The 26,718-nt window shown below is 66.5% G+C and carries 27 protein-coding genes and 1 tRNA gene; 19 read left to right on the plus strand and 9 right to left on the minus strand.

Annotated elements, in window-relative coordinates; translation table 11 throughout:
• Nucleotides 1-55: 55 nt before the first annotated feature.
• The 3 genes from rpmA to DU478_RS09165 form a co-directional block, all read right to left on the minus strand.
• Nucleotides 56-325 carry a 50S ribosomal protein L27 gene (rpmA, locus tag DU478_RS09155; protein ID WP_114510650.1) on the minus strand — a complete coding sequence of 90 codons (270 nt, stop codon included), beginning with the start codon at nucleotides 323-325 and terminating at the stop codon, nucleotides 56-58.
• A gap of 12 nt (nucleotides 326-337) precedes the next feature.
• Nucleotides 338-1,021 carry a 50S ribosomal protein L21 gene (locus tag DU478_RS09160; RefSeq protein ID WP_114510651.1) on the minus strand — a complete coding sequence of 228 codons (684 nt, stop codon included), beginning with the start codon at nucleotides 1,019-1,021 and terminating at the stop codon, nucleotides 338-340.
• Between the two features lie 209 nt (nucleotides 1,022-1,230).
• Entirely contained in the window at nucleotides 1,231-2,040 is an 810-nt protein-coding gene (locus DU478_RS09165) for a DUF2059 domain-containing protein (protein WP_114510652.1), read from the minus strand.
• Nucleotides 2,041-2,210: 170 nt separating this feature from the next.
• On the opposite strand from DU478_RS09165, the gene DU478_RS09170 reads away from it, so the two are divergent.
• Nucleotides 2,211-2,300: transfer RNA gene (locus tag DU478_RS09170), tRNA-Ser, on the plus strand.
• A 132-nt stretch (nucleotides 2,301-2,432) separates the two neighbouring features.
• Here the strand turns inward: DU478_RS09170 and DU478_RS09175 are convergent.
• Both DU478_RS09175 and amaB read right to left on the minus strand, forming a co-directional pair.
• Entirely contained in the window at nucleotides 2,433-3,701 is a 1,269-nt protein-coding gene (locus tag DU478_RS09175) for an NAD(P)/FAD-dependent oxidoreductase (protein ID WP_114510653.1), read from the minus strand.
• On the minus strand, nucleotides 3,698-5,200 hold the full coding sequence (gene amaB, locus DU478_RS09180; RefSeq protein ID WP_114510654.1) for an L-piperidine-6-carboxylate dehydrogenase: 1,503 nt from the start codon (nucleotides 5,198-5,200) through the stop codon (nucleotides 3,698-3,700). The genes DU478_RS09175 and amaB overlap by 4 nt, the downstream gene beginning before the upstream one ends.
• 471 nt (nucleotides 5,201-5,671) lie before the next feature.
• Between amaB and DU478_RS09185 the strand changes: the two genes are divergently transcribed.
• Entirely contained in the window at nucleotides 5,672-6,595 is a 924-nt protein-coding gene (locus tag DU478_RS09185; RefSeq protein WP_233501177.1) for a LysR family transcriptional regulator, read from the plus strand.
• Nucleotides 6,596-6,605: 10 nt separating this feature from the next.
• On the opposite strand, the gene DU478_RS09190 is transcribed toward DU478_RS09185, so the two are convergent.
• The gene (locus DU478_RS09190; protein WP_114510656.1) at nucleotides 6,606-6,896 is read right to left on the minus strand and encodes a hypothetical protein; all 291 of its coding nucleotides are present in this window, start codon (nucleotides 6,894-6,896) and stop codon (nucleotides 6,606-6,608) included.
• Nucleotides 6,897-7,110: 214 nt separating this feature from the next.
• On the opposite strand from DU478_RS09190, the gene phnC reads away from it, so the two are divergent.
• From phnC to DU478_RS09215, 5 genes are all read left to right on the plus strand, one after another.
• Nucleotides 7,111-7,926 carry a phosphonate ABC transporter ATP-binding protein gene (gene phnC / locus DU478_RS09195; RefSeq protein WP_114510657.1) on the plus strand — a complete coding sequence of 272 codons (816 nt, stop codon included), beginning with the start codon at nucleotides 7,111-7,113 and terminating at the stop codon, nucleotides 7,924-7,926.
• Nucleotides 7,927-8,021: 95 nt separating this feature from the next.
• Nucleotides 8,022-8,933, plus strand: a complete 912-nt coding sequence (gene phnD, locus DU478_RS09200; protein WP_114510658.1) for a phosphonate ABC transporter substrate-binding protein — start codon at nucleotides 8,022-8,024, stop codon at nucleotides 8,931-8,933.
• Between the two features lie 62 nt (nucleotides 8,934-8,995).
• A complete protein-coding gene (gene phnE / locus DU478_RS09205) occupies nucleotides 8,996-9,877 on the plus strand; it encodes a phosphonate ABC transporter, permease protein PhnE (protein WP_114510659.1) in 882 nt (293 codons plus the stop codon).
• Nucleotides 9,874-11,187, plus strand: a complete 1,314-nt coding sequence (gene phnE, locus DU478_RS09210; protein ID WP_114510660.1) for a phosphonate ABC transporter, permease protein PhnE — start codon at nucleotides 9,874-9,876, stop codon at nucleotides 11,185-11,187. Before phnE (DU478_RS09205) ends, phnE (DU478_RS09210) begins: the two co-directional genes overlap by 4 nt.
• A gap of 1 nt (nucleotide 11,188) precedes the next feature.
• Nucleotides 11,189-11,806: an LbetaH domain-containing protein gene (locus DU478_RS09215; protein WP_114510661.1), complete on the plus strand. Its 618-nt coding sequence runs from the start codon at nucleotides 11,189-11,191 to the stop codon at nucleotides 11,804-11,806.
• On the opposite strand, the gene DU478_RS22670 is transcribed toward DU478_RS09215, so the two are convergent.
• Nucleotides 11,769-12,149 (minus strand): hypothetical protein, encoded by a 381-nt coding sequence (locus DU478_RS22670; RefSeq protein WP_147276330.1) that lies wholly within the window; start codon nucleotides 12,147-12,149, stop codon nucleotides 11,769-11,771. The genes DU478_RS09215 and DU478_RS22670 overlap by 38 nt on opposite strands.
• Nucleotides 12,150-12,285: 136 nt before the next feature.
• Between DU478_RS22670 and DU478_RS09220 the strand changes: the two genes are divergently transcribed.
• Nucleotides 12,286-13,446 carry a hypothetical protein gene (locus tag DU478_RS09220; protein ID WP_147276331.1) on the plus strand — a complete coding sequence of 387 codons (1,161 nt, stop codon included), beginning with the start codon at nucleotides 12,286-12,288 and terminating at the stop codon, nucleotides 13,444-13,446.
• A gap of 315 nt (nucleotides 13,447-13,761) precedes the next feature.
• Here the strand turns inward: DU478_RS09220 and phnF are convergent, their stop codons facing one another.
• On the minus strand, nucleotides 13,762-14,475 hold the full coding sequence (gene phnF / locus DU478_RS09225) for a phosphonate metabolism transcriptional regulator PhnF (protein WP_114510663.1): 714 nt from the start codon (nucleotides 14,473-14,475) through the stop codon (nucleotides 13,762-13,764).
• Nucleotides 14,476-14,574: 99 nt separating this feature from the next.
• Here phnF and phnG point away from each other — a divergent pair, with 99 nt between their 5' ends.
• The 8 genes from phnG to DU478_RS09265 all read left to right on the plus strand — a co-directional run bounded on the left by phnG (nucleotide 14,575) and on the right by DU478_RS09265 (nucleotide 20,900).
• Nucleotides 14,575-15,030: a phosphonate C-P lyase system protein PhnG gene (gene phnG, locus DU478_RS09230; RefSeq protein ID WP_114510664.1), complete on the plus strand. Its 456-nt coding sequence runs from the start codon at nucleotides 14,575-14,577 to the stop codon at nucleotides 15,028-15,030.
• A complete protein-coding gene (phnH, locus tag DU478_RS09235; RefSeq protein ID WP_114510665.1) occupies nucleotides 15,030-15,629 on the plus strand; it encodes a phosphonate C-P lyase system protein PhnH in 600 nt (199 codons plus the stop codon). The genes phnG and phnH overlap by 1 nt, the downstream gene beginning before the upstream one ends.
• Complete coding sequence (locus DU478_RS09240; protein ID WP_114510666.1) at nucleotides 15,629-16,717, plus strand: carbon-phosphorus lyase complex subunit PhnI; 1,089 nt, start codon at nucleotides 15,629-15,631, stop codon at nucleotides 16,715-16,717. Before phnH ends, DU478_RS09240 begins: the two co-directional genes overlap by 1 nt.
• The gene (locus tag DU478_RS09245) at nucleotides 16,714-17,565 is read left to right on the plus strand and encodes an alpha-D-ribose 1-methylphosphonate 5-phosphate C-P-lyase PhnJ (protein WP_114510667.1); all 852 of its coding nucleotides are present in this window, start codon (nucleotides 16,714-16,716) and stop codon (nucleotides 17,563-17,565) included. Before DU478_RS09240 ends, DU478_RS09245 begins: the two co-directional genes overlap by 4 nt.
• Nucleotides 17,562-18,332, plus strand: a complete 771-nt coding sequence (gene phnK, locus DU478_RS09250) for a phosphonate C-P lyase system protein PhnK (protein WP_114510668.1) — start codon at nucleotides 17,562-17,564, stop codon at nucleotides 18,330-18,332. Before DU478_RS09245 ends, phnK begins: the two co-directional genes overlap by 4 nt.
• Before the next feature lie 4 nt (nucleotides 18,333-18,336).
• A complete protein-coding gene (gene phnL, locus DU478_RS09255) occupies nucleotides 18,337-19,020 on the plus strand; it encodes a phosphonate C-P lyase system protein PhnL (RefSeq protein ID WP_114510669.1) in 684 nt (227 codons plus the stop codon).
• A complete protein-coding gene (phnN, locus tag DU478_RS09260) occupies nucleotides 19,017-19,562 on the plus strand; it encodes a phosphonate metabolism protein/1,5-bisphosphokinase (PRPP-forming) PhnN (RefSeq protein ID WP_325048093.1) in 546 nt (181 codons plus the stop codon). Before phnL ends, phnN begins: the two co-directional genes overlap by 4 nt.
• 144 nt (nucleotides 19,563-19,706) lie before the next feature.
• Nucleotides 19,707-20,900 (plus strand): alpha-D-ribose 1-methylphosphonate 5-triphosphate diphosphatase, encoded by a 1,194-nt coding sequence (locus DU478_RS09265; RefSeq protein WP_114510670.1) that lies wholly within the window; start codon nucleotides 19,707-19,709, stop codon nucleotides 20,898-20,900.
• A 50-nt stretch (nucleotides 20,901-20,950) separates the two neighbouring features.
• Here the strand turns inward: DU478_RS09265 and DU478_RS09270 are convergent, their stop codons facing one another.
• Nucleotides 20,951-21,853 (minus strand): LysR family transcriptional regulator, encoded by a 903-nt coding sequence (locus DU478_RS09270; RefSeq protein ID WP_114510671.1) that lies wholly within the window; start codon nucleotides 21,851-21,853, stop codon nucleotides 20,951-20,953.
• A gap of 157 nt (nucleotides 21,854-22,010) precedes the next feature.
• Between DU478_RS09270 and xdhA the strand changes: the two genes are divergently transcribed.
• Genes xdhA through xdhC form a run of 3 tightly spaced genes read left to right on the plus strand, consistent with a single transcriptional unit; the run spans nucleotide 22,011 to nucleotide 26,681 of the window.
• On the plus strand, nucleotides 22,011-23,462 hold the full coding sequence (gene xdhA / locus DU478_RS09275; RefSeq protein WP_114510672.1) for a xanthine dehydrogenase small subunit: 1,452 nt from the start codon (nucleotides 22,011-22,013) through the stop codon (nucleotides 23,460-23,462).
• A gap of 15 nt (nucleotides 23,463-23,477) precedes the next feature.
• Entirely contained in the window at nucleotides 23,478-25,796 is a 2,319-nt protein-coding gene (xdhB, locus tag DU478_RS09280; protein ID WP_114510673.1) for a xanthine dehydrogenase molybdopterin binding subunit, read from the plus strand.
• A 3-nt stretch (nucleotides 25,797-25,799) separates the two neighbouring features.
• Entirely contained in the window at nucleotides 25,800-26,681 is an 882-nt protein-coding gene (xdhC, locus tag DU478_RS09285; protein WP_114510674.1) for a xanthine dehydrogenase accessory protein XdhC, read from the plus strand.
• The last annotated feature ends 37 nt before the right edge of the window (nucleotides 26,682-26,718 follow it).

The raw sequence follows: 26,718 nt of genomic DNA on the forward strand, positions 1-26,718 counted from the left end.
AAAAGGGGGACCGGCCCGTCGCCGATCCCCCTGTTATCAAAACCTAAAGGTCGGCTTACTCTGCGGCCTCCGCCGCTGGCAGGACCGAAATGAAGGTGCGGCCCTTGAGGCCCTTGTGGAACGTCACGGCCCCGTCAACGGTGGCAAAGATCGTGTGATCCTTGCCCATGCCCACGCCTTCGCCCGGCCAGAACTTGGTGCCGCGCTGACGCACGATGATGTTGCCGGGGATCGCGGACTGGCCACCGAAGAGCTTCACGCCAAGACGGCGTCCGGCTGAGTCGCGACCGTTGCGGGAGGAACCGCCTGCTTTTTTATGTGCCATGGGTGTCTCTCCTTATTTCTCGGACAGGGCTTTGGCCTGCTCGATCCAGCCTTCACGCTCGATCCGGCCCTTGAACGACAGGACTTCGCCGAATTTCTCGACGTCTTCCTCGGTCCAGGCTGCGATCTGGGCGAAGCTGGTGATGCCGGCCTCGTGCAGTTTCTTCTCGAGCGCCGGGCCCACGCCCGACAGCTCTTTCAGGTCGTCGGCGGCACCGCTTGCGACACCGGCCTTCTTGGCGGGCTTGGCCTTGGCCTCGTCGTTCTTGACGCGGGCCTTCATGTCGGCCTGCTCGGAGGCGTTGGTGGTGTAGACCTCTTCGCCCAGTCCGCGCGGCAGCGTACCGGCGCCCACGGCGGCCTTGATGCCCGACTTGTCCGCGCCCGAGGCGAGGATCTCGGTCACCCGCAGCAGGGTCAGCTGCTGGCGATGGCCCTTGGTGCGCTGCGAGCCGTGCTTGCGGCGGCGCTTGACGAAGTGGATGACCTTGTCACCCTTGATCTGGTCGATGACCTCGGCCTGGACGGCGGCGCCGTCCACCAGCGGGACGCCCACGGTGATCTTGTCACCGCCGAGCATCAGAATCTCGTTGAACTGGACCTTTTCGCCAGCATCGGCCGCAAGCTTTTCCACCCGGAGCGTATCGCCCGACTGGACCTTGTACTGCTTGCCGCCGGTCTTCATCACCGCAAACATGCGTGTCGTCCTTTTCCTGCCGCGTCCTGTGGCCCCCGCGTCGCGGGCGTTTCCGGCTCTCGCCGCCTCGAACAGCGCGCCCGGTCCGTCCGGGCGATGTGTCAAAAAATCGAAAGGCCGGAACTCGCCCCAGCCTCAGAGCCGCGCTTATGTTGCGATTTGGCCCCGATGTCAAGCGGTCCGAACCGGTTTCCCGGCACGTCACGTCATCAGAGATCCTGCCCCTGCATCTGCTGCGACAAGGCCAGGCCAAGCGCGTAGGACAGCTTGTCGTACATGTCGTTGAAGCCGGCGAACAGGGCGCGGTTCAAGGCTTGCCCCTCGGTGGTTTCCGACAGCGCCACGTAATCGGCCAGCGCCTCTTCGCCCAGCGGCCCGTAGGCCAGCATCATATACGCGAAAAGCCATTCGCGGGTGTCCGCGCGGGTCTCGTCCTCCTGTCCCCAGACGTCCGACAGCATCTCCGCCTCGGACATCTCGAGCCCGCCGCCATCCGCCAGCCCCTTGTAGAAGGCAAAGCTGGCGTTGAGCGCGCCGACCACGTTGGCCTCGACGAGATCGTTCGCCTCGATCAGCGCTTCGAGCGGTTCGAGGCTCGGGTCCTCCTCCGCCGCCGCCATTCGGTAGGCGTCGCGCGCGGCCTCTTCGACATCCTCGGACACCATCGCCTCGCGGGCCGAGATCTCGAGCCCGACGATCCGCGCGCCCGCGTCGGAGGTGAAGTAGTCGAGCAGCGGGTCGAGATCGGTGCCCTCGATCTCTTCGGCAAAGCCCGCGCGCACGGTCTCGAGCATCGCGTCGGTATCGTAGATGCGGTCGACCACCGCCTCCCAGGCGGCGTCGCTGCCGCCGGGCAGCATGTCGCGGCCCAGATCGGCACCGTAGCCCTGCCCCTCCTCGCGCATGATCTGCACCATCTGGGGCACCCCCAACGCCCCGATCAGGTCGTCCTCGGGCGCCGCGAAGGCGGGCGCGGCCAGGGCAAAGGCAGTGGCAACGAAGGCGGTACGCAGGAACATTCGGTCGGTCCTTTGACAGAGTTACCGGAGCAACCTATGAGCGCCGCCGCCGGAATACCAGATCATCGCGCAATCGTCATTGTGCGTCCGCCGCGGCACCGTCGCCTTGCGGTGAAATTCCTGTTGCACCTCTCCGCGCAGCCGGTTAAACGCCCCCACCAGACCCCCGCGGAGAGGTGCCGGAGTGGTCGAACGGGGCGGTCTCGAAAACCGTTGACCCTTCACGGGGTCCCAGGGTTCGAATCCCTGTCTCTCCGCCATTTTCCTTGAGCATCCGATGGCGAAAGGGAAATTGCGCCAGTGTCCAGCAAGCCTTTGTCCGCACGGGAACACACGCGCAAGGCCGGCGACAGGCCCGGCGCCTCCCGGCTCCGTTCGACGCGAAATCCGGTCTAGAAACGTCCGTCGGTAAGATGCGTGAGCGTTGCGCCGGTCTCGTAGTAGAGGCCCCTGGCGGCGGCATAGGGTTCGGTTTGCAGCTCTCCGACCGGCAGCGGCAGGTCGCCTGTGCCCAGCACCCAGTTGGCGGCGGCGCGCCCGAAGAGCGTGCCCGGGGCGATGCCGCGTCCGCTGTAGCCGAAGATGGAAATTCCGGTCTTCCCGCGGCGTTCGATGCGCGGCAGGTGGCTGCCGGTCATCGCGATGCGGCCGGTCCATTCCTGTTCGAAGGGGATGCCCGCCAGCTGCGGAAACAGCCGCACCAGCTTGCGGGCGGCCCAGCCGCGATGCAGCGCGCCGCCGGCGCCGTCGAGGTTGCCGAGCGCGCCAAAGATCATCCGGCCCGCCCGGTCGAGCCGGAAGGCCGACATGACCATGGCCGTGTCCCAGCAGCCCTCGCCGCTCGCGAGAATGGTCCTGCGCAGGTCGTCCGGCAGCGGCGCCGTCGCGAGCTGGAAGAAATGCGCGGGGATGATCGCATTGTCGCCCGCCGCGTCCACGCCATAGGCATTGGTCGCCTGGATGAGCCGCGCCGCGCGGACCTCGCCTTCGGCCGTCCGGACGGTCCAGCCGTCCGCCGTTTCCGACATGCCGAGCGCGCTGGTCTCTTCGAAGATCCGCGCGCCATACCCCTGCGCCGCGCGGGCCAGTCCTTGGACGTAGGCCAGGGGCTGGATCGTTCCGGCCCGCCCGTCCCAAAGCGCGCCGCAATAGGCCGAGCTGCCCGTGCGCCGCGCGGTTTCAGCGGCATCGAGCAGCCTGACCGGCGCGCCGCGGGCCTGCTGCTGGGCGAACCGGGTCTCGAGGTCGCGCAGGCCTGCCGGCGAATGGGCACAGTGCAGCGTCCCCTGCCGCACCGCCTCGCAGCGGATCTGGTGGGTCTCGATCAGGTCGAACACCGTCGCGGGGCCGTCCGCCAGCAGCGCGTTGAGCCGCCCGCCGACGGTCTTGCCGAGTTTTTTCTCCACCTCGTCCGGCGGCGTCCAGAGTCCGGCGTTGACGAGGCCCACGTTGCGGCCCGATCCGCCGAAACCGATGCTCCGCGCCTCCAGGAGCGCCACCGAAGCACCCCTGGCGGCCAGGTGACAGGCCGCCGAGACCCCGGTAAAGCCGCCTCCGATCACCACGACGTCGACGGTGATCGACTCGCGCAGGGGGGCATAGCGGGTCCGGTCGGGCGCGGTGTCGGACCAGAGGCTTACGAGGCGCGGCACGAGGGTCATATCTCGAACGAAATGCCCTGGGCCAGCGGCAGCGCGCGCGAGTAGTTCACCGTGCTGGTCTGGCGGCGCATGTAGGCGCGCCAGGCGTCCGATCCGCTTTCGCGCCCGCCGCCGGTCTCCTTTTCGCCGCCGAAGGCGCCGCCGATCTCGGCCCCCGAGGGACCGATGTTTACGTTGGCGATGCCGCAGTCCGAGCCTTGCGCCGACAGGAAATGCTCGGTCTCACGCACATCGGTCGAAAAGATGCAGGACGACAGGCCCTGCGGCACGGCGTTCTGCATGGCGATGGCGGCGTCGAGCTCGGTGTATTTCATCACGTAGAGGATCGGAGCGAAGGTTTCGGTATGCACGATGGCGCTCTGCTCCGGCATCTCGGCGATGGCGGGCGACACGTAGGCCGCATCGGGATACTGCTCTGCCAGCGCCCGCCCGCCGCCGTGCACGGTCCCACCCTCGGCTTTCGCCTGCTCCAGCGCCGTGTTCATCGCCGTCATCGCGTCCGCGTCGATCAGCGGACCGACCAGGGTCCCGTCTTCGAGAGGACTGCCGATGGAAAGGCCCTCGTAGACCTTGACGAGGCGCGGGATCAGGTCGTCGTAGATGTCTTCGTGCACGATCAGGCGGCGCAGCGAGGTGCAGCGCTGGCCCGCGGTGCCGACGGCGGAGAACACGATGGCCCGGACGGCCATTTCCAGATCCGCCGAGGGCGCCACGATCATCGCGTTGTTGCCGCCCAGTTCCAGGATCGTCTTGCCCAGGCGTTTCGCCATGTCCGCCGTCACCGCCTTGCCCATGGGCACCGATCCCGTGGCCGACACCAGCGCCACGTCGCGCGATGCGGTCAGGGCCGCGCCCAGGTCCCGTTCGCCGATCAGGGTCTGGATCAGGCCCTCGGGCGCGTCGTCGCCAAAGGCCGCCATGGCGCGGTCGCAGATCTTCTGGATCGCCAGCTGCGTCAGCGGCGTCTTTTCCGACGGCTTGGCGATCACCGGATCGCCGCAGACCAGCGCCAGCGCCGCGTTCCAGCACCAGGGTGCCGCGGGGAAGTTGAAGGCGGTGATGATGCCGCAGACCCCAAGCGGATGCCAGGTCTCGCGCATCGAATGGCCCGGACGTTCGGAGGCGATGGTCAGACCGTACAGCTGCCGCGACAGGCCGACGGCAAAGTCGCAGATGTCGATCATCTCCTGCACCTCGCCCAGACCTTCCTGGTAGATCTTGCCGCACTCCAGCGACACGAGGCGCCCGAGGTTGGCCTTTTCGCGGCGCAGTTCGTCGCCGAGGAGCCGCACCAGCGCGCCGCGGCGCGGTGCAGGCACCTTGCGCCAGGCGTCGAAGGCGTCGACACCCCTGGCAATCGCGGCTTCGGCGTCGGCCACGGAGTGCATCGGCACCCGCGCGATTTCGCTGCCATCCACCGGCGTGGTGACCGACAGCGTCCCGCCGGTGGTCTCCGCGGCGCTCAGGCCGCAGGCGTCGAGAATGTGCTGGTATGTCATGAGCTTGTCCTTTGGTTCGAGATCAGGCCGGCGACGGCCCGGTACAGAGGCGCGCAGCCTCTCTGCGGATCGGCGCGCGAAGGAGAGCGGGACAGCCGGGCAAGGGCCGGCATTCCGAGGGCGCGGCCGGACGCGATGGTCGGACCCACGGTAAGCCGATACCGCGTGCGTCCGCCAGCGGTCGCTGTCCCGGCCGCATCGCAGACATGCGGCGGCGCGGCAATGTCCGGCGCGCCGATGCACGATGCCGGACCGCCCCGTCCGGCGGCACGCGGACGCGCGGCCTTTCTTGCGATCACAAGGATCGCGGACGGTGTCCAGCCTTCGAATCCGCCAGCCATTCGCAGCATGCGTAACTCCCGTTAACGGCTCTGTTTGACATGCCGACCATGCATATGAGAAACGCAATTATCGGATTCATCATGCAACGGCCTCATACCCATGCCGCACCCGAAGCGGACCCTGCCGCCGATGACCGCGCTTCGCGCACTCGAATCCTTCGAGCGGACGGGGAACGCCACGCAAACCGGGGTCGAGCTTGGCGTCTCGCAAAGCGCGGTGAGCCGCCAGCTCAAGCTTCTGGAGGACTACCTCGAGACGCCGCTCTTCCTGCGGGACAGGAAGAGCATCAGGCTGTCGCAGGCCGCGCGCAATTACTGCGGCCAGGTGCGGGCCGCGCTCGAACAGATTGGAACCGCGAGCCTGCGCCTGAAGGCGAACCCGGCGGGCGGGCAGCTCAATATCGCGATGCTTCCGGCGTTCGGGGTGCGCTGGCTGGCGCCGAAGCTGCCGGATTTCGCGGCCCGCCATCCCGATGTTACGATCAATCTCGGCACGCGGCTGAAACCTTTCGACTTTGCCGCCGAACCCTTCCATGGCGCGATCCACTTCGGCCAGCAGGATTGGTCCGACGTCGCTTATCAGGCGCTTATGCCGGAATATGTGGCGCCCGTGGCATCGCCCGGGATCGCCGAAACCCGGCGCGGCGAGTCCTTGCGCGACCTGTTTGCACTGCCGCTTCTGCACCTCGATACGCGCCCCGATGCCTGGGAAAGATGGGCCCTGGCGCTTGGACAGGACATCGAATGCCCGGTCGGGATGCTTTTCGATCAGTTCGCGCCGATGATCGAGGCGGCGGTTCATGGCATGGGGGCGGCGTTGCTGCCCACCTATCTGATCGAAAACGAGCTGCGGGACGGCCGTCTCGTGGCGCTCTGGCCGGACACCGAGATCAGTATCGGCACCTATTATTTCGTGTGGCCCAAGGACGACCCAAGCTATCGGCCCCGGACCCTGTTCGTGGACTGGTTGCGGCAGGTGATCGACGGCGAAATCCTGTGCGACCCGAACCGGCGAGCCTCTGCGTGGCGGGATGTCGCCGGACAAGACCCGTGACGGGCGCGCGTCAGGCGGGTCCGGTCGATGTGCCGTCCCAATGTTCCCCCATCGCCACGATGCAGGACGTCCCGTTGCTGTAGGTCTGCACGATGATCCAGTCGCCGCTCTGTTGGGTGACCCAGACCTCGAGCACGGTGTTCGGGTCGCGCAGGCCCATCCCGTGGCGTTCGGCTCCCAGCACCTGTGTCAGGGTCTGCTCCAGACGCGAGCTGTCCTCGCAGCGCAGATCGGACATCTGCGCCTGTGCGAGGCCGGGCAGAACGGTAAGGACCAGCGGAAGGGCGATGCGAACGGACATGCCCCGACCATACGCGGTTCTGACGAGAATTGTAACGGTTTCATGACGACCTGTGGATAACGTGATGCCGGACGGTCGCATCGGCCACGAGTGCGCTGCGGCCCTTTCCGGCTGCATTCACAGAGTCGTTGCGAAACTGTAAGAAAACCGATTCAAAACCGTCACGCAGCTGTCGCCATCAACCCATATCCGGCCTCCTGAACATGGGGGCGACATGCTGAAAATCGACACGCTGACCAAGCGCTTCGGAGACAAGACCGCCGTTGACGCGGCGACGATTCACGTCACGGAACCCAGGATGATCGGGATCATCGGGCGGTCCGGTGCCGGAAAATCCACGCTGCTGCGGATGCTCAACCGGTTGAGTGATGCGACCGAAGGGTCGATCACGTTCGACGGCGAAGAGATCACCGCCCTCAGAGGCGCGGCCAAGCGCGACTGGCAATCGCGCTGCGCGATGATCTTCCAGCAGTTCAACCTTGTGCCGCGCATGGACGTGGTGTCGAACGTGCTGCACGGCACGCTGAACAAGCGGTCCACCTTTGCGACGATGTTCAACCTCTATCCGCAGAGCGACATCCACCGCGCCATCGAGATCCTCGACCGTCTGGGCATCGCCGAACAGGCGCCGAAACGGGCCGAGGCGCTGTCGGGCGGCCAGCAGCAGCGCGTGGCCATCGCGCGCGCCCTTATGCAGGACCCCAGGATCATCCTCGCGGACGAACCCATCGCCTCGCTCGATCCGATGAACGCGCAGATCGTGATGGACGCCCTGCGCCGCATCCACGAGGAAGACGGCCGCATGGTCATCGCCAACCTGCACACGCTGGATACGGCGCGGCGCTATTGCGACCGGGTCATCGGAATGCGTGACGGCCGGATCGTTTTTGACGGAACGCCCGCGCAGCTGACCACCGGCGTCGCCCGCGACATCTACGGCGCCGGCGCGGATTTCTCCGAGGCCGCGACCTCGACCGCAATCGAAACGCTGGACAGTCACGAGGCCCGCAAAGCGAAAGCCTACGTCTGAGCCAGTCACGCCCCGCGTGACCCGCGCGGTCCACCTTCATCCACCCCGCCCGCACGCAGCCGCAAGGCTTTAGGGCAATCTTAAAGGAGACCCTGATGAAAAAGACCCTCGTCCTGGCGCTTGCCGCCACCACCGCCCTTGGCACCGGCGCCTTCGCGCAGGAGATCACCGAATTCCGCATCGGCATTCTCGGCGGCGAGAACGCGCAGGACCGCATGAACTCCTACCAGTGCCTCGCGGACTACACTACCGAGGAACTGGGCGTCGAGACCAAGCTCTTCGCCCCCGCCGACTACAACGGCGTGATCCAGGGTCTGCTGGGCGGCACCATCGACATGGCCTGGCTGGGCGCATCAGCCTATGCCGCCACCTACCTGCAGGATCCCGAAGCGGTCGAGCCGGTGATGGTCAAGGTCAACCTGGACGGCTCCATCGGGTATCATTCCATCGGTTTCGCCCGCAAGGATGCCGGCATCACCTCGCTCGAGGACATGCAGGGCAAGGTCTTCGGCTTCGGCGATCCGAACTCCACCTCCGGCTACCTGATCCCCTCCATCGAGATCCCCCAGGCCGGCGAAGGCATCACCATGGAGCCGGGTGAATACTTTGCCGATGTGGTCTTCACCGGCGGTCACGAGCAGACCATCGTCGCGGTGAACAACGGCGACATCGACGGCGGCGTGACCTGGGCCGACGGCCAGGGCAACTGGGAAGACGGTTACAACTCGGGCGCCCTGCGCAAGGCCGTGGACGCGGGCCTCGTCGACATGAACGAGCTGGTGGAGATCTGGAAATCCGAAGTCATCCCCGAAGGCCCCGTGGTGCTGCGCACCGCCCTGCCCGCCGACGTGAAGGAGAAGATGACGACGCTGGTCGACAACCTCTACGAGACCGATCCGGAGTGCACCTACGGCGTCTTCGCCGGTGACAGCCTGGGCGCCAAGCCGGTGACCCATGCCACCTACACCTCCATCGTCGAAGCGCGCAAAGCCGAAATCGGCGGCTGAGCGTCATCCATCCTGTCGGCAGCCCGCATTCCGGGCTGCCGATTTTCGTTCGAGGGCAGCAGATGACAGACGCGACACTGGGCACGCCGAACGGCGCCCGTTCCATCGACCATATCCGGGCCAGTTACCTGGCTCAGGTCCAGCGCCGCCGTCTCTACGGCGGGCTGGTTTTGATGATCTTCGTGCTGCTCATGGTCTCGGGCTTCATGGTGGCCGACGACCGCAATGCCGGCGGCTTCTGGGACGGCCTGCACCAGATCGGCGACTACCCCGCCGAAGTGCTGGCCGAAGCCTGGCAAAAGCGCGCCGACTTGCCGGGCCTCGTCGTCGAGTTCTTTCCCGCCCTGATCGAGACGATCAACATCGCCGCCGTGTCCACCCTGATCGGCGCCGCCGCCGGGCTGGTGCTGTCGCTGCTCTCGACCCGCGGGCTGGCGCGCTGGCCGCGCCTGATCCCGGTCTTCCGCCGCTTCATGGACATCATGCGGGCAGTGCCCGAAATCGTCATCGCGCTTGTCCTGATCTTCGTTCTGGGGGGCGGGCCGGTGCCCGCGATGATCGCCATCGCCATCCATACCGCGGGCGCCCTCGGCAAGATGTTCTCGGAAGTGGCCGAGAATGCCGATCTCAAGCCGGTCGAGGGTCTGGCCTCCACCGGGGCCACCTGGGCACAGAAGATGTGGCTTGGCGTGCTGCCGCAGGTGGCGCCGAACTACCTCAGCTACGCGCTGCTGCGGTTCGAGATCAACATCCGCGCCTCTGCGATCCTCGGCTTCGTGGGCGCAGGCGGGCTGGGCTACGAGCTGCGCAATTCCATGGCCTGGGGGCCGGGGCGCTTCGACGAGGCCGCGGCGATCTTCATCCTGCTTTTCGGCACGATCGTCTTCTTCGACCAGCTGTCGAGCCGTTATCGCAATCGCCTGACCGAAGGACATGCCGCATGAGCGCCGCCGACCTCGATCTCGTCAAATCGCAGGCCGATGCGCTTTTCTCGCGCAAGCGCCTCTTCGCCGTCGGCCTCCCCGGCGTCATCCTGGCCTATTTCGTCTACATCTTCTTCGCCTTCGACCTGCCCGGCCTCGCCCAGCGGGCGAACTGGGACAACGCGGTGACGCTGGCCTCGGACAGCTGGTCCTACAAGACCCATGTCACCCGCGAAAACGGCAGCGGCGAGATGGAATACGCGGTCGAGGGCGAGCGCAAGGGCGCCTACCCCGACGGCCAGCGCCCCGACTGGGTGACCGGTGACGATGTGATCACCGTCGACCTGGGCGGCGGCACACTTGTGCGGCTCCTGCCCGACCGGCGCACCGAGGTCGAAATCCCGGAGTTCGGCCTGATCAAAGCACAGGCCGAGGGACGCGAGATCACCACCAACCTGACGGGCGACCTGCCGGACTGGATCAGCGCCTCGTCCCGCCGGGTGGGGATCACCACGCCCGAAGGCCGCGTGACCATCACCGGATCGAAGACCGAGGTGTTCAACTACTTCCCGGGGTGGGAGCTTTTCTGGTTCACCTTCGACAGCCCCTATCACGGACACGGGTTCGGCGAGATCCTGTTCGGCGACCGGATCGACCCCGACCGCGGCAACATCGCGGGCGCCGTGTCGGACTGGTGGAACAATGCCATGTGGCGGCACAGGGACGTGGCCTGGGCCATCGGCGAGACGATCCTCATGGCCTTCCTCGGGACCATGGGGGCGGCGATGCTCGCCCTGCCCCTGTCCTTCATGGCTGCCAAGCGCTTTGCCCCCGTCATGCTGATCCGCGCCGCCACCCGACGGCTCTTCGACTTCGTGCGCGGCGTCGATGCGCTGATCTGGACGGTCGTGCTGGCGCGGGCCTTCGGTCCCGGCCCGCTGACCGGTACGCTGGCGATCCTGATCACCGACACGGGCACCTTCGGCAAGATCTTCTCCGAGGCGCTCGAAAACGTCGACCAGAAGCAGATCGAAGGCATTTCCTCCACCGGGGCCAAGCCGCTGCAGCGCTACCGCTTCGGCGTGATCCCGCAGATCGTGCCGATCCTGCTGGCGCAGATCCTGTACTTCCTCGAATCCAACACCCGCTCGGCCACGATCATCGGCGCGATCACCGGCGGCGGCATCGGGCTGATGCTGACGCAGGCGATCCAGACCCAGAAGGACTGGGAAGAGGTCGCCTACTACATCGTCCTGATCGTCGGCATGGTCATGGTGATGGACAGCCTCTCGGGCTGGCTCCGGGGCAAGCTGATCGGGCGCAGCGACTGACATGGCGCGCCTTTCCCCGGACCGCCCGGTCATCCACGACGGCTGCACGATCACCGACACCACCTTCGGCGCCTACGTCGAGATCGGCGCGGGCAGCCGCGTCGCCCACAGCAGGATCGGCGACTACAGCTATTGCGACCGCTTCGCCGATATCGCCAATGCCGAGGTCGGCAAGTTCGCCAATATCGCCAGCTTCGTGCGCATCGGTGCCACCGACCATCCGCTCGACACTGCCGCCTGCCACCACTTCCTGTATCGCTCGGGGGATTACTGGGACGATGCCGAGACGGACGCCGATTTCTTCGCCCGCCGCCGCGCCAGGCGCGCGGTCATCGGACACGACACCTGGATCGGCCATGCCGCGATGATCAAACCCGAGGTCACGCTGGGCCACGGCGCGGTGGTCGCCGCGGGCGCCGTGGTGACGAAGGACGTGCCCGCCTATTGCATCGTCGCCGGCACCCCCGCCCGCAAACTGCGCGACCGCCAACCGCCCGAGATCGCCGCCCGCCTGATCGCCCTGGCCTGGTGGAACTGGCCCCACGACGCCCTGCGCATGGCGCTGGAGGATTTCCGGACGCTCAGCGCGGAGGCGTTTCTGGAGCGGTACGGCGGGTAGGTTGGCTTGCAGCCTGTATCTGCAACTGGGTGTCGCAGTCAGCGGTACGGGATGATGCACCGCAATTGAACGGCAGCCATGCACCGGAGGCGGACTTTGCAGTGGCATGAGGCCCGCGCCAACCGAGGAACGTGATCAGCACTTGCCCGCCGCTGACCCTTGGCTTGCACTTCGGCACAACGTCCAGGAAGCCGACTTTGGTGAAGACTTGCCGCACCGCCAAACCTGCCAGGTTCGAATGCTTTGAGATCATGTTCGGCAGGCTCACGGAATGAAAGCGCGGTGCACGTTTTTGGACTGGATGTCCGATGGCCTTCCTCTCGTCCATTGCGCTCGCAGCCATCGTCCTCTCCTGGCGATACGTCCTGACCCCAGCCGCAGAGAATTGAAATCACGCAAAGACTCACGCGAGACGCCCGATAATTTTTCCCAAAGATGAAAGGGGCTTGATCTGTACGCAGATCAGGGACAATCTTAGGTTGAATACCTTACTTAAAAATTTTCAAAAATTGCTACTGGAGGTACCAACCTTGGAGAAGATTTTTTCACGCAGTTTCTTTGCGTCGTCCGTCATTTCCGCATTCGGCTTCATATCGTCGGCAGCTGCTTCGGAACCTGCTGATATTGACTATCTCTCTTGCGGTGAAATTGCCTGTGCGTACTTCTATCAGGGTGAGGGTGTGAACCATCTGCAACTGATCATGCATGTCTGGCCGAAAGGTGGCGGCCTGAATTCCGACGATGTGACGATCATACTGGATTTTCCGAATGACCCGAACGGCACGTCTTCCATCTACATCGGCAACACGCTGGTCGAATATTACGGCCCGGGCGTCGACCTGAGCATGCCCGAACAACACGGGGACAAGATTTTCGATATGGGAATCTACCTGGCCGAAGGTCTCCAGATCGCGCTGAACAACCCTGAAACCGCGGACTTCGGCTGGTGGCCATCGCAATCCATAATCAACGAGTTGGTGGAACAGTCCGCGGACCAAATCCCTCAGCAGTTCAGCGCGTGGGACGACACGAATCCCCCGTTCCCGCCTGACGAAAATGGCACTGGGGGCGGGCATTCCGAAAATGCCGTCGGTGTCCTCCTGGGGGAAGAGCTGTGCGTGGGCATTGAATGCTTTGACACTGAAGATGACCAGAACTTGTCACTTGCGGCGCAGGTCCGTCCCCAACAACGTGCCGATGCACTCAGGGAAAGGACCGCCCCGCTCTTGCTGCCCGGCAATCAACGCAGCGCTGGAAATGTTAACCGCCTGCGGGCGCAACAGAACTCCGTAGCCTCCGAAGGAACTTGCGGAGGTATCGCTTTGGCCAACGCCGTCGCGCAACAGGGGTTGGAGGGCTGCTACGACAAATGTGATACGTGCATCGAACAGAATGTCGCCACCGCCCAGGCCATTCAAAACGCGAACGCCGAATTGCACTGTATGAAGTTCGCGAGCAGCTCCGTGCTGCTCTCGGCGGTTGCGACCGAAGCCATTGCCCTATTGGGCGCTGCCACGATCTATACCGAATTGCATGAGTACTGCATGAAAAACGCGATAACGTCACTTGCCGGATTTAAGGCGACGCAGCGACTTCAATGCCGGTCAACGTGCAGGTATTTATTCGAACTTTCCCAGTAGCTGCGCTCTTTGCGGAACTGACTGCGCTGTTGGACACCCAGCCAGACGATTCAATCATCGTTGCTGCGCGGCGGGGGCTTTGCTGCAAGCTGCGACATCACGGCCGCGACTTTCGGACTGTGGGCAGCAGCTTTTGCCGCGCTCCGGCTGGCGTCATGCGGATGCAGGGAATGACCGGACGCCGTCCTTCCAGCGAGCACGGCTCGCTGGAATAACCCGGTGTGAACGTGCCGGCTTGGGACTGGCCACCGGCCGTTTCCGGCACTTGCGCAGAGCGCGCCAGATTCGCCGCCGCCATTCGATGGACCCGCCACGCTACCCCTCAAGCGTCAGCGTCACCCGGTCCCCGGCGAACCAGGTCCGGCCGTATTCCACCGGCACGCCCTTTGCGTCCACGTTTACGCCGGTCGACCGCAGCAGCGGGTCGCCTTCCTTCAGATGCAGGTGCAGCGCTTGCGTGACGTCCGCCAGCACGGCGGTCAGCCGGGTCGAGGCGCGGGTGTAGTCCGGCACGCCGGCGCGGGCGAGGACCTCGGTCACGCTGCTGGTCTCCGCCAGGTGCCGGTCGATCCCCGGAAGACGGTCCAGCGGAAAGACGCTTTCGAAGACCGCGATGGGCGCGTCGTCGGCCAGCGACAGGCCGTGGTAGGCGCAGACCGGATCGCCTTCGGTCAGCGCCAGGGCCTGCGCCTCGCCGCGCGTGGCTGCGCGGCATTCGATGCTAAGCACGCGCTTCTCCGGCCTGCGCCCCGCGGCCAGGACGTTTTCATGGAACCGCACCCGGGACCCGATGGGATAATCCGTCGGCGTCGCGGCCACGAAGGCCCCGGCCCCGCGCCGCGTGCGCACCAGCCCCTCCTCGACCAGTTGCGCGATGGCATGGCGCACCGTGTGCCGGTTCACGCCGAAGCGCCCCGCGAGCTGCGCCTCGGTCGGCAGTTTGTCGCCCGGTGTGTAGCGGCCGTCGGCGATCTCGTCCCGCAGCGTCGCGGCGATGGATTTCCACACCGGGGTGCGCCCGCCGGCCATGTCCTGCCTGTCACCCAAGTTTTACAAATCTCCGCTGTCCCGCCCAAGGGAATCTGTTAAGATATGTCTAGTTGTATAGAAATCTTGAAAGTTGTCGAGATGAAAGACATGGCTGACCCCGAGGCACCGCGCAAAGCCTGGATGGGCCTGATGGCAAGGGCACCCGAGGGGCGCGTCTCCGCCCTTCTGGACCGTGCCTCCCCGCGTCCCGCCTTCACCTGGCTGCGCGCGCCCGAGGTGGGCAGCGCCATGGTGCGTGGCCGGGCGGGCGGCACCGGCGCGCCGTTCAATCTGGGTGAAATGACCGTGACGCGCTGCGCGCTGACACTCGACAGCGGCGAGACCGGACATGCCTATGTGCAGGGCCGCCGTAAGGCCGATGCCGAGGCCGCGGCGCTGGTCGATGCGCTGATGCAGACGGATGCGGCGGACGATCTGCGCCGCAAGGTGCTGGACCCGCTGGAGGCCGAAGCCAAGGCCCGCACATCCGCCCGCGCCGCCAAGGCCGCCGCGACGAAGGTCGATTTCTTCACCATGGTCCGGGGGGACGACTGATGCAGGCCAATGCCCTGACCGGCGGTTTCGCCAATCCGCCCGCCGACGCCGCCAACGCCTTTCGCGGCCTCATGGAGGCGATGGCGCGGCCAGGCACCATCCGGCGCATCGCCGGGGCCACACCGCCCGCGCCGCTCTCTGCCGCGGCGGGGACTGTGCTTCTGACCCTGTGCGACAGCGATACTCCGGTGCACCTGGCCGGCGGTGCCGACTGCGATGACATGCGGAGCTGGCTGGCATTCCACACCGGTGCGCCGCTCTGCGGGCCGCAGCATTGCCAGTTCGCCGTCGGCACCTGGGAGGCGCTGCTGCCGCTTTCGGACTATCCCATCGGCACGCCGGACTACCCCGACCGCTCCGCGACGCTGATCGTCGAGGTGCCGGCGCTGGAAGCAAACGGGGCGACACTCAGCGGGCCGGGTATCAGGGATGAGGCGCGCCTGTCCCTGCCGGACATCGCGGCATTTCAGGACAACGCCGCCCGGTTTCCGCTGGGGCTCGACTTCGTCTTCACCTGCGGGAACCGGGTCGCGGCCCTTCCCAGATCGACGCGGGTGGGCGCGAGCAATGATGCGGCCGCGCAAGAGGAGGCACGCTGATGTATGTTGCCGTCAAAGGGGGCGAACGCGCGATCAACAACGCCCATGCCTGGCTGGCCGAGGAGCGCCGAGGCGATCCCTCCGTCGCGGAGCTTTCCGTGGCGCAGATCCGCGAACAGCTGAGCCTGGCCGTGAACCGGGTGATGGCCGAAGGCTCGCTCTACGATCCGGACCTTGCGGCGCTGGCGATCAAGCAGGCGCGCGGCGACCTGATCGAGGCGATCTTCCTGGTCCGCGCCTACCGCACGACCCTGCCCCGGTTCGGCGCCTCACGCCCGGTCGACACCGCCGCGATGGCTTGCGACAGGCGCATCTCGGCCACGTTCAAGGACCTGCCCGGCGGTCAGGTGTTGGGGCCGACCTTCGACTACACCCACCGCCTGCTCGATTTCAAACTGGCCGCCGAGGGCGAGGCTCCGAACGCGCCCGAACGCGACACCACGGCAGAGCCGGTGCCCCACGTGACCGGCTTCCTGAACCGCGAAGGCCTGATCGAACAGGCGCCGCAGGACGACACCACGCCACCCGACCTGACCCGGGAGCCGCTGGAACTGCCCGCCGACCGCGCCCTGCGCCTTCAGGCGCTGACCCGCGCGGACGAAGGCTTTACCCTGTCGATGGCCTATTCCACCCAGCGCGGCTATGCCCGTAACCATGCCTTCGTGGGCGAACTGCGCATCGGCACCGTGCCGGTCGAGATGGAGATCCCCGAGCTGGGCTTTGCCATCGAGATCGGCGAGATGGTCCTGACCGAATGCGAGACGGTGAACCAGTTCAAGGGGTCGAAGACCGAACCGCCGCAGTTCACGCGCGGCTACGGGCTGGTCTTCGGGCAGACCGAGCGCAAGGCGATCTCGATGGCACTCGTGGACCGGGCGTTGCGCTGGGAAGAGCTTGGCGAGGACAACGTCGGCGCTCCGGCGCAGGACGCGGAATTCGTGCTGTATCATTCGGACAACATCCAGGCGACCGGGTTCCTCGAACATATCAAGCTGCCGCATTACGTGGATTTCCAGTCCGAACTCGAACTTGTCCGCAAGCTGCGCCGCGAGGTCGAGGCGTCGGACCGTCGGGAGGCCGCGGAATGAGCGACTACAACTTCGCCTATCTCGACGAACAGACCAAGCGGATGATCCGGCGCGCCATCCTCAAGGGGTTGGCGATCCCCGGCTACCAGGTGCCCTTCGCCAGCCGCGAAATGCCCATGCCCTACGGCTGGGGCACCGGCGGCGTGCAGGTCTCGGCGGCGGTGCTCACCCCCGAGGACCGCTTCAAGGTGATCGACCAGGGTGCCGACGACACCACCAACGCCGTGTCGATCCGCAGCTTCTTCGAACGCACCGCGGGCGTCGCCACCACGACCCGGACCCACGAGGCCACAGTGATCCAGACCCGCCACCGCATCCCCGAGGCGCCGCTGGCCGAAGGGCAGATCCTCGTCTACCAGGTGCCGATCCCCGAACCCCTGCGCTTTCTGGAGCCGCGCGAAAGCGAGACGCGCAAGATGCACAGTCTCGAGGAATACGGGCTGATGCATGTGAAGCTCTACGAGGACATCTCGCGGCACGGGCACATCGCCACCTCCTACGCCTATCCCGTCAAGGTGGAGGCACGGTATGTCATGGATCCGTCGCCGATCCCGAAATTTGACAACCCCAAGCTGTCCGATTGTCCCGCCATCCAGCTCTTCGGCGCGGGCCGCGAACAGCGCATCTATGCCCTGCCTCCCTTTACGCGGGTCGTGAGCCTCGATTTCGAGGATCATCCGTTCGAGCCGTCCAAGGCGGACCATTCCTGCGGGCTTTGCGACGCCGCGGACAGCTATCTCGACGAGGTGATCGTGGACGATGCGGGCGGGCGGATGTTCGTCTGTTCCGACACCGACTATTGCGAGGCGCGCCAGGCGGCCGGCCATCGCGGAAAGGATGCGGCATGACCCCCCTTCTCTCGGTCCAGAGCATCACCAAGCGGTACGGCGCGCACATCGGCTGCGCCGAGGTGTCCTTCGACCTCTATCCCGGCGAAGTCATGGGCATCGTGGGCGAGTCGGGCTCGGGCAAATCCACGCTGCTCAACTGCATGGCCGGTCATCTGGCACCGGACGCGGGGACTGTGATCTTCGACACCCGCACGGACGGTCCCCGCGACACCGTCACGATGAGCGAACCCGAGCGCCGGATGCTGGGCCGCACCGACTGGGCCTTCGTTCACCAGCATGCCCGCGACGGGCTGCGCATGGGTGTCAGCGCCGGCGGCAACGTGGGCGAGCGGCTGATGGCCGTGGGCGCGCGCCATTACGGCGACATCCGCGACAAGGCCGTGGACTGGCTCGACCGGGTCGAGATCGCCGCGGATCGGGTCGACGACCGCCCCACCACCTTTTCCGGCGGCATGCAGCAGCGGCTGCAGATCGCGCGCAACCTCGTCACCGGGCCGCGGCTGGTGTTCATGGACGAACCCACCGGCGGGCTGGATGTCAGCGTGCAGGCGCGGCTCCTTGACCTGCTGCGCGGGCTGGTGCGCGACATGGGCCTGTCGGCGATCATCGTCACGCATGACCTTGCGGTGGTCCGGCTGCTGGCCGACCGGCTGATGGTGATGAAGGACGGGCACGTGGTGGAAAGCGGCCTGACCGACCAGGTGCTCGACGATCCGCAACATGCCTATACCCAGCTTCTCGTCAGCTCCGTCCTGCAGGTGTGAGACCATGATTACCCTTTCAGACGTGTCCAAGACCTTCACCCTGCACAACCAGGGCAGTGCCGTGATCGAGGTGCTGACCGGCGTCGACCTGGCGGTGGCTTCCGGTGAATGCGTGGCCCTGACCGGCGCATCCGGGGCCGGAAAATCCACGCTGATGCGGATGATCTACGGCAACTACCGGGCGCAATCCGGCGCGATCCGGGTCGGCGGCACCGACCTGGTGCAGGCAGAACCGCGCGAGATCATCCGTATCCGCCGCGAGACGCTGGGATATGTCAGCCAGTTCCTGCGCGTCGTGCCGCGGGTGCCAACGCTCGACGTGGTGGCCGAGCCGCTGCGCGTCGTGGGCGTGCCGCAGGACGAGGCACAGGCCCGCGCCCGGGCGCTGCTTTCGCAGCTCAATATCCCCGAGCGGCTCTGGTCGCTGTCGCCCACCACTTTCTCGGGCGGCGAACAGCAGCGGGTCAATATCGCGCGCGGCTTTGCCCATGCCTATCCCGCCATGCTGCTGGACGAACCCACCGCCAGCCTCGATGCCGCCAACCGCGAGGTGGTGCTGTCGCTGATCGAAGAGGCCAAGGCCCGCGGCGCTGCCATTGTCGGCATCTTCCACGACGAGGCCGCGCGCGCCCGCGTCTGCGACCGAGAGGTCGATGTCAGCCGCTTCACCCCGGCGCGCGCGGCATGATGCCCGGGCGGCTCATCGCCGTGGTCGGCCCGTCCGGCGTCGGCAAGGACAGCGTGATGTCCGGGCTCGTGGCCGCGCAGCCGTCGATGCGGCTGGTCCGCCGGACCATCACCCGCGCGCCGGACCTCGAGGGCGAGGACTACGAGGCCGTCACCCCCGATGCCTTCGTCGCGGCTGTCCGCGACGGTGCCTTCTGCCTGCATTGGGACGCGCACGGGTTGCGTTACGGCATCCCCGCCGACGTGCCGGACGACCTGCGCTCCGGTCGCGACTGCCTCGCCAACCTGTCCCGCGGCGCGCTTTTGCAGGCCCAAGCGGTCTTTCCCCGGCTCATCGTGCTCAACATCACCGCGTCGCCAACGGTGCTTGCCCACCGTTTGACCGGGCGTGGCCGGGAAACCGATGCCGAGATTTCGGCGCGGCTGGCGCAAGCCGGCAAGCCCTTGCCCGAGGGTCTGGACGTCGTCACCCTGGCCAACGACGGCGCTCTCGGTGAAACGGTCGCGCAGGCGCTCGACGCGCTGCAACCGGCAAGAGTGTAGCGATGCTGGGCCTGGAAAAGCCCCTGTGCCCGCTGTCCGGTCCGGGCCGCACAGACCAGAAAGACGCGTCCGACCGGGTCCGCGTCGACCACCTTTCGGGGACCGCTGGTCAGCATAGACCGAAATGCAATACGAGTGACTGACATGAACTCTCCCTTCGCCCCCACCGATCTCACGGACGCCCGTGACGGAGCCTTGTCAGAGCCCCTGACACTCGCCAACGCGCGCCTCGTCCTGCCCGACACCGTCCTGCGCGGGCGGATCACGCTCGTCGACGGCCGCATCGCGGCTATCGAGGACGGCGATGGCGTTCCGCCTGGCGCGGTCGACTGCGGCGGCGATTACGTCATGCCCGGCCTGGTGGAGCTGCACACCGACAACCTCGAACGCCATATCGAACCGCGTCCCGAGGTCGGCTGGCCGCATCTGCCCGCGCTGCTGGCGCATGACGCGGAACTGGCCTCGACCGGCATCACGACGGTGTTCGACGCGCTTCGGGTGGGGTCGATCCACACCGGAAAGGCGGGCTACGGCGCCTATGCCCGCAACCTCGCCAACGAACTGCTCGAGGCGCGGGCGGCGGGTCACCTCAAGATCAGCCACTTCCTGCACCTGCGCGCCGAGATCTGTTCGGAAACGCTGCTTGAGGAAATGGCCGCCTTCGGGCCCGAGGACCGGGTGGGCATCGTCAGCCTGATGGACCACACCCCCGGCCAGCGGCAGTTCCGCGACCTCACCTCACTCAAGGCCTATGTGGCCAAGAAACGCGGCATGAACGACATCGAATTCGCCGAGCACGTGGCCAATCTCAAGCAGCTCCATGCCCGGTACGGTGCGGCGCATGAAAAGGGCGCCGTGGCCGAGGCCCGCCGCTACGGCGCAGTTCTGGCCAGCCACGACGATACCACCGCCGACCAGGTCGAGGTCTCGGCCCGCAACGGCGTCGGTTTCGCGGAATTCCCCACCACGCGCGAGGCCGCCTCGGCCTGCCGCGCGCACGGGATCGCGGTGATGATGGGCGCGCCGAACCTGATCCGCGGCGGTTCTCATTCCGGCAACGTCGCCGCGCGGGAACTGGCAGAGGCGCAGCTGATGCAGATTGTCTCGTCCGACTACGTGCCGGCCGCCCTGCTTCTGTCGGCCTTCCAACTCGCTGACATCTGGGAGAACCTGCCGATGGCCGTCGCCTGCGTCACCCGCAACCCGGCCCGGGCGGCAGGTCTGGAGGATCGCGGCAGTCTCGAGACCGGCCTGCGCGGCGACCTGATCCGGGTCAGGCCGGCGGGAAAGACCCCGCTGCTGCGCGGGGTCTGGAGCCGGGGCGAACGCGTCGCCTGAGCGGAGCACCTCGGCCTTCTTGTCGTCGCTCGCTCCGGCACCGGAGCGGCTCAGGCGAAGAACGCCTTGCTGTGCGTCGCGATATGTTCGACGAACAGCCGCACCTTGGGGTCCTGCAACTTCTTGTGCGGGTAGAGGCAGCCAAAGATCGTCGACACTGGCGGCGTGTCGGGCAGAACCTCGACCAGCCGTCCGCTCTCCAGATGCGCGCGCACGTCGAAGCGCGGCTTGTTGACGATACCCTTGCCCGCCAGCGCCCAGTCCGTGAGAACGTCGCCATCGTCCGCATCGAACTTGCCCCGCACCTCGAGCTTGCGCGGTCCCATGTCGGTCTTCAGCACCCAGAAATACTCCGGCGACCGCGGATAGCGCAGCAACAGGCAGTTGTGGTCGCCGCGCAGCAGATCGTCGGGAACCTCGGGAACGCCGTGCTGCGACAGGAACGCGGGCGCGGCACAAAGCACCCGGTCGCAATCGGCGAACTTGCGCAGGGCCATGGTGGAATCGCTCGGCTCGCCGATGAAGAACGCGATGTCCAGACCGTCGGTCAGAAGGTCGACCTTGCGGTCCGACAGGCGCATGCGAATCTCCGTATCGGGATAGGTTTCGGAAAAGTCCGGCACCAGCGGCGCCACGATCCGCCGCCCGACCCCCAGCGGAGCGGTCACCCGGATCGCCCCGCGCGGTGTTCGCGAGAAACTGGCGACCCGTGCCTCGGCATTCTCCATCGCCGCGAGAACCGCCTTCGCCTCGTCGTAGAAGACCTGCCCGGCTTCGGTGGGCGTCATCGACCGCGTGGTCCGGTTGAAAAGCCGCACGCCAAGGTGTTTCTCCAGCTCTTTCAGCCGCTTGCTCGCCACCGCCGGGGTCAGCCGCAGATCGCGCCCGCCCGAGGTAATGCTGCCCAGTTCCATGACCCGGACAAAGACGTGAAGGCTTTCGATATAGGACATGCTGCGACTCCCAAGGCCGATGGAGCATGCAGCGCCAAGCGGATATTTTCAACGATCCGTTGAAAGAATTTGCCGTTTACAACGATTTTCGACTTCAATTCTTGGTCCTATGGTTTCCCCACGGTCAGTCGCCAGGACCGTGCAGGAGGAGGACACCATGACCATACGCTTCATTCTCAACGGCAGGGATGTGTCGGTCGATGCGGTCGGCGCAAGCCAGACGCTGCTCGACTTCCTGCGCCTCGACCGGCGTCTCACCGGCACCAAGGAAGGCTGCGCCGAGGGCGATTGCGGCGCCTGCACGGTGCTGGTCGGCCGCCTGGCAGGCACGGGCCTCGTCTACGAGCCGGTCAACGCATGCATCCGGTTCCTGGCCTCCGTGCAGGGGTGCCACGTGGTCACGATCGAATACCTCTCTGGTCCCGATGGACGGCTGCACCCGGTGCAGCAGGCGATGGTGGAGCATCACGGCAGCCAGTGCGGTTTTTGCACGCCGGGCTTCGTCATGTCGCTCTACGCGCTCTGGATGCGCGTTCCGGAACCCACCGTCACGCAGGTCGAGACCGCGGTGCAGGGCAACCTGTGCCGCTGCACTGGCTACGAGCCAATCATCCGGGCCGCCGTCGCCGTGTCGCGCTATGGCACGCCGGCGGCGGATCATCTCGAAACGGAACGCGAGACGATGACCGCCCGCCTCCGCGCCCTGCGGGCCGATACGCGCATCGTCACCGGACCGCCGGACAACCTGAGCATCCTGCCTTGCAGTGTCGACGACCTGGCAGACTGCCTGCTGGACTGGCCCGAGGCCACCATCGTGGCCGGGGCGACCGATGTCGGCCTCTGGGTCACGAAATTCCTGCGCCCCATCGGACCGGCGATCTTTGTCGGCCACCTCGACGCCTTCAGGACCGTCGAGCGGCACGGGAACGCCCTGCGGATCGGAGCGGGCGCGAGCTACAGCGATTGTCAGGCCAAGCTGGCGGAGCACATCCCGCACCTGACATCGTACTGGGATCGCATCGCGGGCTGGCAGGTGCGCAACCTGGGCACCGTGGGCGGCAACATCGCGAACGGCTCTCCGATCGGGGACACGCCGCCGGTGCTCATCGCCCTGGGGGCAGAGATCACGTTGCGGCGCGGTCGAGACCGCCGGACCCTGCCGCTCGAGCATTACTTCATCGACTACGGCAAGCTGGACCGCGCACCCGGCGAATTCGTCGAGAGCATCAACGTCCCCCTGCCCGGCCCCGACGACCGCGACGCCGCCTACAAGATCTCCAAGCGGCGGGACGAGGATATCTCGTCGGTCGCGGCGGGCCTCCACATGACCGTGACCGATGGCCGGATCCTTGACGCGCGGATCGCCTTCGGCGGCATGGCCGCGACCCCGAAACGGGCCGGCGCGGCAGAGGCGGCGCTGAACGGCCAGCCCTGGTCGCTTGCGAGTTTCGAAAAGGCCGCCGCGGCCCTGGCCCGGGATTTCCAGCCGCTCAGCGATTGGCGCGCCTCTGCGGAATACAGAATGCTGTCGGCGCAGAACCTGCTGCGGCGGTTCTTCCTCGAACAGGACGCGCAGACCGGCGCGCCCGTGCAACTGGCCCTCGCCTAGGACAGGAGACGCACCATGAAAGACACCGTTCTCATCGCCGGCGCGGCCCATACCGACCGCATCCACGACAGCGCCACGAAACATGTCACCGGGCGCGCGGATTACACCGACGACATCGCCATGCCCGAGGGCACGCTGCATGCCTATCTGGGCGTGTCGGAGGTGGCCCATGCGACGCTGCGCGGCATCGACTACACCGACGTTCTCGCCACCCCCGGCGTAATCGGCGTGCTGACCGCCGGGGACGTTCCGGGCGTGAACGACATCAGCCCCACCGGGCGAAACGACGAGCCGGTGTTTCCCACCGACCTGATCCAGTTCCACGGCCAGCCGCTTTTCGCCGTGGTGGCCGAAACCCGGGACATCGCCCGGCGCGCGGCGCAGAAGGCAAAGATCGACTGCGAGGCGCTGCCGCACGCGCTCGATCCCATTGCCGCGCAAGCGGCCGGGTACGGCCATGTCACAGCACCGCTGAGACTCGAACGGGGCTATGTCGGCCCGGCGCTGGAGACGGCGCCGAACCGCATCCAGGGACGCATGACCGTCGGCGGGCAGGATCACATGTACCTCGAAGGCCAGATCGCCTTTGCCATTCCGGGCGAGGATGACGACGTGGTCGTGCATTGCTCAACCCAGCACCCGTCCGAGGCGCAGCACATGGTCGCCCATGTTCTTGGCGTGCCGTCGAACGCGGTGGTGGTGAACGTGCGCCGCATGGGCGGTGGGTTCGGCGGCAAGGAAAGCCAGATGAACCTCTTTGCCGCGGTGGCCGCGATGGCCGCGAAGAAATGGAATCGCGCGGTCAAGATCCGCCCCGACCGCGACCAGGACATGACCGCGACCGGCAAGCGCCATGACTTCGTGATCGATTACGACGTCGCCTTCGACGCGGCGGGCCGGATCCAGGCCGTCGACGGCAGCTTCGCCGCGCGCTGCGGCTATTCCGCCGATCTCTCCGGCCCGGTGACGGACCGGGCGCTGTTTCACGCCGACAACGCGTATTTCTATCCCAAAGTCCGGCTCATCAGCCACCCGATGAAGACCAACACCGTCTCCAACACCGCGTTTCGCGGCTTCGGCGGACCGCAGGGCGTGATCGCCGCCGAGCGCATCATCGAGGAAATCGCCTATGCCACCGGCCAGGACCCGCTGGACGTGCGCAAGACCAATTTCTACGGCGGCCCAGGTCGCAATCTGACGCCCTACCACCAGGAGGTCAAAGACAACATCCTCGACCGTCTCGTGACCGAGCTGGAAGAGACCGCCGCCTACCGCCAGCGCCGCGCCGACATCATCGCCTTCAACGCGGGTTCGCCGGTACTGAGGAAGGGAATCGCACTGACGCCGGTCAAGTTCGGCATTTCCTTCACCGCCACCTGGTACAATCAGGCGGGCGCGCTGGTGCATGTCTACAACGACGGCTCCATCCACCTGAACCATGGCGGCACGGAGATGGGCCAGGGGTTGAACACCAAGGTGGCACAAGTTGTCGCCGAGGCCTTCCAGGTCGATTTCGACCGGATCAAGATCACCAAGACCACCACCGAGAAGGTGCCCAACACCTCGGCCACGGCCGCATCGAGCGGCACCGACCTCAATGGCATGGCGGCGCTGAACGCCGTGGAGCAGATCAAGGCCCGGCTGGTCGCCTTCGCTGCCGAGACATGGAACGTCGATCCCGCCGAGGTCGTCTTTCACGCCAACGAGGTGCATATCGGCGCCGAGACGCTCGGCTTCGATGCCTTCATCAGGCAGGCCTACCTCGCCCGGGTGCAACTCTCTGCGGCGGGCTTCTACAAGACCCCCAAAATCCACTGGGACCGCGACAAGGGCCAGGGGCGGCCGTTCTACTACTACGCCTACGGCGCGGCCTGCTCCGAGGTCACGATCGACACGCTGACCGGCGAATACCGGGTCGACCGGACGGATATCCTGCACGACGTGGGCCGGTCGCTGAACCCGGTCCTCGACAAGGGCCAGGTCGAAGGCGCCTTCATCCAGGGCATGGGCTGGCTCACCACCGAGGAACTCTGGTGGGACGAGGCCGGGCGCCTGCGCACCCATGCGCCCTCGACCTACAAGATCCCGCTCGCCTCGGACCGCCCGCGCGCATTCAACGTGCGGCTGGCCGACTGGTCCGAGAACCGGGAGCTGACGATCAAACGCTCCAAGGCGGTGGGAGAACCGCCCTTCATGCTGGGCATTTCGGTGTTCGAGGCACTGTCGATGGCGGTGGCCTCGGTGGCGGACTACCGCACCTGCCCGCGGCTCGATGCGCCTGCCACGCCCGAGCGCGTGCTGATGGCGGTGGCGCGGCTACGGGCCGGGGGTTGAGCCATGTCCTGCGCTGTCACGGACCTCTCCGGATTTCTGGCAGATCATCCTTCGGTGATCCGGGTGGCGCTGACCCGGGTGCGCGGGTCTTCGCCGCGGAATGCCGGGACCGAGATGATCGTCTCGCCCGGTGCGCTTTGGGGCACGATCGGCGGCGGTCAGCTGGAGCATATCGCCATCGACGCCGCCCGCGCCATGCTGCGCGACGGCGCTTTGCAGCGCGAGCTTGACCTGCCGCTCGGCCCCGAGATCGGCCAGTGCTGCGGCGGGCGGGTCGAACTGCGCCTGACCCGCATGCGCGCCTCGGACAAGCGTGCGGCGCTGGATCGGGCGCAGGCCGACGCCGCCGCACTGCCGCATGTCTACGTGCTGGGCGCCGGGCATGTGGGGCGGGCGCTGGCGCAGCAGTTTCAGCACCTGCCCGTGCAGTGCATCCTGATCGACACCCGGCCCGAGGAGCTGGCGCTCAACACCGCGCAGGTCGAAACCCGCTTGCGGGTTCTGCCCGAGGCGGACATCTGGCAGGCGCCCGCGGGCAGCGCCTTTGTCGTGCTGACCCACGATCACGCCCTGGATTTCCTGCTGACCTCGGCGGCGCTGGAGCGGGGCGACGCAGCCTATGTCGGCATGATCGGATCCGCCACGAAGCGCGCGAAGTTCAAGAGATGGGCACGTACGCACTGCGACGGTCAGAGCATCGACGGCCTGACCTGCCCCATCGGGGCCACCGAGAGTCGCGACAAGCGGCCTGCCGTCATCGCCGCGTTCGTGGTGGCCGAGGTGATGGCCCGACTGACCGCCGAAACCGCCGCGACCGCCTCTTGCGAGGCACTCAAGACGCCCATGTCGGGCAATAAACCGGGGCTGGAAGGGAGACTGGCCTGACCGCCGGAGATCCGGCCCCACCAGAGGAGGAGACCGT

Origin of the sequence: Thalassococcus profundi, assembly GCF_003344785.1 — a bacterium.
In the GTDB taxonomy this organism is placed as follows: domain Bacteria; phylum Pseudomonadota; class Alphaproteobacteria; order Rhodobacterales; family Rhodobacteraceae; genus Puniceibacterium; species Puniceibacterium profundi.

Excerpts from the sequence above, each read along its gene's own strand:
- DU478_RS09245 (WP_114510667.1), top strand. The coding sequence starts at position 16,714 with ATGAGCGACTACAACTTCGCCTATCTCGACGAACAGACCAAGCGGATG.
- xdhA (WP_114510672.1), top strand. The coding sequence starts at position 22,011 with ATGACCATACGCTTCATTCTCAACGGCAGGGATGTGTCGGTCGATGCG.
- DU478_RS22670 (WP_147276330.1), bottom strand. The coding sequence starts at position 12,149 with ATGGCTGCGAGCGCAATGGACGAGAGGAAGGCCATCGGACATCCAGTC.
- phnL (WP_114510669.1), top strand. The coding sequence starts at position 18,337 with ATGATTACCCTTTCAGACGTGTCCAAGACCTTCACCCTGCACAACCAG.
- phnE (WP_114510660.1), top strand. The coding sequence starts at position 9,874 with ATGAGCGCCGCCGACCTCGATCTCGTCAAATCGCAGGCCGATGCGCTT.
- DU478_RS09265 (WP_114510670.1), top strand. The coding sequence starts at position 19,707 with ATGAACTCTCCCTTCGCCCCCACCGATCTCACGGACGCCCGTGACGGA.
- phnF (WP_114510663.1), bottom strand. The coding sequence starts at position 14,475 with ATGGCCGGCGGGCGCACCCCGGTGTGGAAATCCATCGCCGCGACGCTG.
- DU478_RS09270 (WP_114510671.1), bottom strand. The coding sequence starts at position 21,853 with ATGTCCTATATCGAAAGCCTTCACGTCTTTGTCCGGGTCATGGAACTG.
- amaB (WP_114510654.1), bottom strand. The coding sequence starts at position 5,200 with ATGACATACCAGCACATTCTCGACGCCTGCGGCCTGAGCGCCGCGGAG.
- DU478_RS09175 (WP_114510653.1), bottom strand. The coding sequence starts at position 3,701 with ATGACCCTCGTGCCGCGCCTCGTAAGCCTCTGGTCCGACACCGCGCCC.
- DU478_RS09160 (WP_114510651.1), bottom strand. The coding sequence starts at position 1,021 with ATGTTTGCGGTGATGAAGACCGGCGGCAAGCAGTACAAGGTCCAGTCG.
- phnG (WP_114510664.1), top strand. The coding sequence starts at position 14,575 with ATGAAAGACATGGCTGACCCCGAGGCACCGCGCAAAGCCTGGATGGGC.
- rpmA (WP_114510650.1), bottom strand. The coding sequence starts at position 325 with ATGGCACATAAAAAAGCAGGCGGTTCCTCCCGCAACGGTCGCGACTCA.
- phnN (WP_325048093.1), top strand. The coding sequence starts at position 19,017 with ATGATGCCCGGGCGGCTCATCGCCGTGGTCGGCCCGTCCGGCGTCGGC.
- phnH (WP_114510665.1), top strand. The coding sequence starts at position 15,030 with ATGCAGGCCAATGCCCTGACCGGCGGTTTCGCCAATCCGCCCGCCGAC.
- DU478_RS09190 (WP_114510656.1), bottom strand. The coding sequence starts at position 6,896 with ATGTCCGTTCGCATCGCCCTTCCGCTGGTCCTTACCGTTCTGCCCGGC.
- xdhC (WP_114510674.1), top strand. The coding sequence starts at position 25,800 with ATGTCCTGCGCTGTCACGGACCTCTCCGGATTTCTGGCAGATCATCCT.
- phnE (WP_114510659.1), top strand. The coding sequence starts at position 8,996 with ATGACAGACGCGACACTGGGCACGCCGAACGGCGCCCGTTCCATCGAC.
- phnC (WP_114510657.1), top strand. The coding sequence starts at position 7,111 with ATGCTGAAAATCGACACGCTGACCAAGCGCTTCGGAGACAAGACCGCC.
- DU478_RS09165 (WP_114510652.1), bottom strand. The coding sequence starts at position 2,040 with ATGTTCCTGCGTACCGCCTTCGTTGCCACTGCCTTTGCCCTGGCCGCG.
- DU478_RS09240 (WP_114510666.1), top strand. The coding sequence starts at position 15,629 with ATGTATGTTGCCGTCAAAGGGGGCGAACGCGCGATCAACAACGCCCAT.
- phnK (WP_114510668.1), top strand. The coding sequence starts at position 17,562 with ATGACCCCCCTTCTCTCGGTCCAGAGCATCACCAAGCGGTACGGCGCG.
- xdhB (WP_114510673.1), top strand. The coding sequence starts at position 23,478 with ATGAAAGACACCGTTCTCATCGCCGGCGCGGCCCATACCGACCGCATC.
- DU478_RS09185 (WP_233501177.1), top strand. The coding sequence starts at position 5,672 with ATGACCGCGCTTCGCGCACTCGAATCCTTCGAGCGGACGGGGAACGCC.
- DU478_RS09215 (WP_114510661.1), top strand. The coding sequence starts at position 11,189 with ATGGCGCGCCTTTCCCCGGACCGCCCGGTCATCCACGACGGCTGCACG.
- phnD (WP_114510658.1), top strand. The coding sequence starts at position 8,022 with ATGAAAAAGACCCTCGTCCTGGCGCTTGCCGCCACCACCGCCCTTGGC.